General features: G+C 59.8%; 3 protein-coding genes and 3 pseudogenes. 1 reads left to right on the top strand and 5 read right to left on the bottom strand.

Annotated elements, in window-relative coordinates; genetic code table 11:
- The 3 pseudogenes from EN850_RS37505 to EN850_RS32785 form a co-directional block, all read right to left on the bottom strand.
- Positions 1-133, bottom strand: a pseudogene (locus EN850_RS37505) (IS3 family transposase); the annotation flags it as partial.
- Positions 134-395: 262 nt separating this feature from the next.
- Positions 396-746: pseudogene (locus EN850_RS37510) on the bottom strand (class I tRNA ligase family protein); the annotation flags it as partial.
- A gap of 473 nt (positions 747-1,219) precedes the next feature.
- Positions 1,220-1,354 (bottom strand): annotated as a pseudogene (locus EN850_RS32785) (aminocyclopropane-1-carboxylate deaminase/D-cysteine desulfhydrase family protein); the annotation flags it as partial.
- 389 nt (positions 1,355-1,743) lie between these two features.
- Here EN850_RS32785 and EN850_RS32790 point away from each other — a divergent pair.
- The gene (locus EN850_RS32790) at positions 1,744-3,543 is read left to right on the top strand and encodes an ABC transporter ATP-binding protein (protein ID WP_127308805.1); all 1,800 of its coding nucleotides are present in this window, start codon (positions 1,744-1,746) and stop codon (positions 3,541-3,543) included.
- Between the two features lie 576 nt (positions 3,544-4,119).
- Here EN850_RS32790 and EN850_RS32795 read toward each other — a convergent pair.
- Positions 4,120-4,326, bottom strand: coding sequence for an exopolysaccharide production repressor protein (locus EN850_RS32795; protein WP_126097330.1), 207 nt, complete (start codon positions 4,324-4,326; stop codon positions 4,120-4,122).
- The gene (fdxB, locus tag EN850_RS32800) at positions 4,323-4,640 is read right to left on the bottom strand and encodes a ferredoxin III, nif-specific (RefSeq protein ID WP_174800308.1); all 318 of its coding nucleotides are present in this window, start codon (positions 4,638-4,640) and stop codon (positions 4,323-4,325) included. Before fdxB ends, EN850_RS32795 begins: the two co-directional genes overlap by 4 nt.
- Positions 4,641-4,697: the final 57 nt, after the last annotated feature.

The following is a 4,697-nucleotide window of genomic DNA, read 5'->3' on the forward strand; positions in this document are numbered from 1 at the left end:
CCTCCCGGTCGTCCGGCCTGCTGGTCTGGTAGCGAACCGTCATGCGGCAACAGCCGATGGCTTTACACGCCCGCCGTTCGCTCATCCCGAAGCCTTCCTTCAGGCGAGCGACAGCTTTCCGCTTGGCCGCGGGCGGGAAAAAGACGTCGCGCCGCTGCATAGTCTGGCGCCTGACGGTAGATCACGCAATCGCATGCCTGCGCGGCCGCGCGCCTGACCGAGAAGCCATCCTCCGAATAGGCGCGTTCCATCGCCGCGCGATGGATCTCTATTCGAGCAAAGAAGGCGCGGTCGGCCGGAGCCCAGTCGCCTGCGTCGGGCACACGGCCACCAAACTCCTGCTTGATTTCCTGGTCCAGCTCATCAAGCCAATTCAGCCATATCCGTTTGAATATCTCGTTCTCGGTGCGACGTAGCGCGTCCCGCGTGAAGTTCGTCCGCTCACCTTCCGGGCGTGTCAGGCCCAAATGAAGAGGCAGGATGTCGACTGTGTTTGGGCTCAGAACCTCCTTCCCCCAGACCGCATGGCCGCGGCTGGTTGAGAGCTTCTGGCCGTCGAGCAGGTAGAACTCATTCACGTGATAGCGGATGCGCGGCGTCCAGTGGGAGAACACCTTGGCATAAAGAGCGGGGTAGAGTAGCGCGTGGTAGAAGGAACTGTCGAAACCCAAGAAATGGACGATCTGCCAGTCATTGCTGGGCGTCGCCGCATTCCAGTCGCGACCAAACTTCCGCCGGCGGCCGATTTATAACGTCGCCGTCATCTTGCCGCTAGGGCCAATAGGCGGGCTCCGCACCGGAAATTAGGGACGGCCGGCAACCCAAATTTACGGACTGTGGCGCGGAAACGGCTCTTGCCACCTCCTCGCAGCGCGAGTCTGAAAAAGATGCCTTCGGAAGGCGCGGCCTTCAGGAGGTCTCTCCCGTCTTGCGGAAGATCGAGGCGAGATTCGGATGCCTTCTTCACTCACTCGAGGCGCAGCGCTAAAGACGGTCACACAGGTAGGTCGGGGACATGTATGTGGCCCATCCTGCAGCATCACGAGCCTGACGATTTTGTCCTCGCGCCGGCAAGACGCATTCGGTCAGCAGCTTTGTCGAGGCTGCCGTCGGGAGGTTCGGGAAGGAGATATTCCGGGAAGGCGAAGGCGTTGACGAGGTGGGCCGCAACGCAGGAACAACCTGGCACTGATCCAAACAGACAAACGTTTGTTTCGGGCCGTACCTCTGCTCCCATGAATTGCTCAAGAGAAAATGTCGCCGACCCGGTCGTAGTCTGCATCCTCATGCGGACCCAGCTCTCCTGAAGTAGACGACATCTCATGCCAATCTTGGCAGCAACCGTCGCGATCATACAGTTTGGACTGCCACTCCGCGATGGAGACAAGTATGTCGACATCTGGTCGCGTCAGGTATGACGTATTGAACTTACGCCGCTTGCTTTCGCCGAATGCAAGATTGCCGTTGCGGAGAAGCCCCTTTAGATCCTGTCGTCAATGTCCGCATTTGCCTCCATCCACCGCCGGTTGTCGAGTCCGTGACAATTGTGCTTGGCCGTCCGGACTCTCAACGCGTTGAGCAACATGCAAATCTGAGCCTTTTTTTGGCACAACTTTTGATAGGACCGTTGAGGGGCAGCAGGGGCTGTCCACCGATCTTGTTGTGGTGGGTGATGTCGAAAATTCCAGTTTTGTCATTTAACTTCTTTGGGACCGAGCGTGTTGATGCGCCCGCTTGGAAACTATGAAACGTTTCCCCGTCCATGGGCGCGGCGCCACTTGTCGCGACGTTTTCGCCTTCACTGTTCGCCTCTGGAACAGGCAGCCGGCCCGGCTCGCGATCATCATGACCGCGATGCTCGCCTCCACGCTGGCTGACGTGTTGATGCCGCTCTATTCTGGCCGACTTATCGACGCTGTTTCTCGTGCTGCTAATGCGGCAGCACCAGCTTCGGCAGCTGTTGCAGCATTCTCTGTACCGATTGCATTGGCACTCGGTTCCATTGCCATGCGCCACGTCGCCTTAATTGGCCTGAACGACCTGGTGTTGAAAATGATTTCCGATGTCGCGACCGAAGCGTTCCATCATGTGCAGCGTTTTTCGACAGACTGGCATGCAAACAGCTTCGCCGGCTCGACAGTGCGCAAGATAACGCGCGGCATGTGGGCGCTCGACCTCCTCAACAGCACGATACTCGTCACGCTGCTCCCGTCGTTTGTCATCTTGATCGGCTCGACGGTGCTGCTCGGCTGGCACTGGCCGGTCATGGGCGTGATCTTTGCTTGCGGCTCTCTCGTCTACCTTGCGTTTTCGATTTCGCTGTCGCTCGGCTATGTCGCGCCAGCGGCGAGCCTTGCCAACCGATGGGACACAAGGCTCAGCGGCGCGCTTGCGGACGCGGTCAGTTGCAACGCTGTGGTCAAGGGCTTCGGCGCAGAGGTTCGCGAAGACGAGCGGCTTGCAAATATCATGACGAAATGGCGGCACCGCGCGCGCCGGAGCTGGGTGCGCGGAACGATCATCGGCTCAACCCAAGGCGTAACTTTGGTTGCGCTCAGGGTGGCGGTGGTCGGATATGCCCTGCTTCTGTGGTCGCATGGACAGGCAACGCCGGGCGAGATAGCATATGTTCTCACGTCCTTCATCGTCCTGCAGGGCTATCTGCGTGATGCCGGCATGCATGTCCGCAACGTGCAGCACTCGGTTAATGATATGGAAGAACTGGTGGCCATCCACAATCAGAAGGTGGATGTTGCCGATCGTCCAGAGGCCAAGCCGATCCGGATCACGAACGGCCGTATCGATTTCGAGAACGTCCACTTCCGCTACGCCAACCATCCCCTGCCGCTCTATAGCGAATGTTCGCTGTCGATTGAAGCTGGCGAAAGGGTTGGGTTGGTTGGACCCTCCGGTTCCGGCAAGACAACATTCGTGAAGCTGATCCAGAGACTCTACGACCTGAGCGGCGGCCGGATCCTGATAGACGGTCAGGACGTCTCCGAGGTGACCCAAGAGTCCCTTCGTTCGCAGATCGCGATCGTGCAGCAGGAGCCGATCCTGTTTCACAGGTCGCTTGCCGAGAACATCGCCTATGGCCGGCCTGGCGCGAGCCAGGCCGAGATCGAGCAAGCGGCACGGCTGGCAAGTGCCCACGAATTCATCGCGCCCCTGCCGAAGGGCTATGGGACATTGGTCGGCGAAAGGGGTTTGAAGCTCTCCGGCGGCGAGCGCCAGCGCGTGGCGATCGCGCGCGCCTTCCTCGCGAACGCGCCGATCCTGATTCTGGACGAGGCCACATCGAGCCTCGATTCGGAATCCGAGGTGCTCATTCAACAAGCGGTGGATCGGTTGATGGTGGGTCGAACCACACTCGTCATCGCACACCGGCTGTCGACCGTCCGCTCGCTCGATCGGCTGCTCGTCTTCGACCGTGGCCGCATCATGGAGGACGGCGATCATGCCGCCCTGATCAATCTCGATGGTGGCATTTACCGCCGCCTCTTCGAACGGCAGGCGTTGGAACTCGCGAAGGGCCTGGCCTGATCGCTAAACCGGCTTGCGCGATGCGCCGAGCCGTTGCCGGAGAGGGGTGTGGCAGTGACGAGCGGCGGGCGTTAGGCCGGCAAAACAAGCACGGCCGGAACTGTCCGCCAAACGGGCGAGCGGGAATGCACCACGTCTAAGCTTCGGCGAATGCGCGCAGTTACACGCGGGCACCGAATTGTCGCGCCTAACGGCGCACGCACCAAAAGGGCGGGAATGTCGACGGCCCGGGAAGAGTGCGGCCCTCGCCGTTACCCACATTTCGCCAAAGGAAGCGAAGTCAGCACAGGCCGGCTGGGAGCCCTGTCGCTGGCCCAACCTACCGCACGCCGGCCACGTCAACGCTTCAAAGTCCCTTCGGTTCGCAAAGTCGTCCCCTTGGAGACCCGGAAGCGCAGGAGCTCCGACCGCAGTCTTCGCTCAACTCTCGCCATCTGCTCCGGGATTGGATTCCGTTCCCTTGCTAGCACTGTGGCAGCTGAGCACGAACTCGCCGGCCTCGTGTCTTTCGATTACGGCCAACGGGCTTAGGAAGAGATTGGATTCGCCGGCCCTCTGCGGAGCGAATGAACAGTTCTACAGATCATCGACGTCCGCGAAAAAGAGCACGCAGCCGAAGTAGTCGGCCTGAAGCAGCAGCGAACAGGCCAGCGTCGTGACGACTGCCACACGGAGCGAATCCAAAGCGAAGTAAACCATCGACGCATTGCTGCACAGGACCAGCCCCACGAGCCGACAAAAAGATGAAGTGCAACGCCGTTCTCCTGGTTTTCGCCAGATCATGTTGCGAGCTCGTCGGCCGCAACATGCGTCTGGCAGTTCTTGGGGCAGACGCGGCCGCAGGCTCCGCAGCCGATGCAGCGGCCGGCATCATCGACAACCATGATCATGCGATTGAGCTTGCCGTCGAAATCATCGTCCTCGTCATCGCAGGGGCCGAGGATTTCACCCGCATCATCAACGCCGTGAAGATGCATGACATCGCGCGAGCAGACCTTGAAACAACGGCAGCAGCCGATGCAGGTCTTGCTATCGATGGAGGTCAGGTACGACGGCATCCAAATGGAGCCGTCACGGGTGGTGAATGTGCGCATCATCCTAAATTCTTCATTGAAGCGAGTTCTCTCTTGGCAACATCCAACTCGGCATAAACG

The organism is Mesorhizobium sp. M8A.F.Ca.ET.207.01.1.1, assembly GCF_004794715.1.
Taxonomy (GTDB): Bacteria; Pseudomonadota; Alphaproteobacteria; order Rhizobiales; family Rhizobiaceae; genus Mesorhizobium.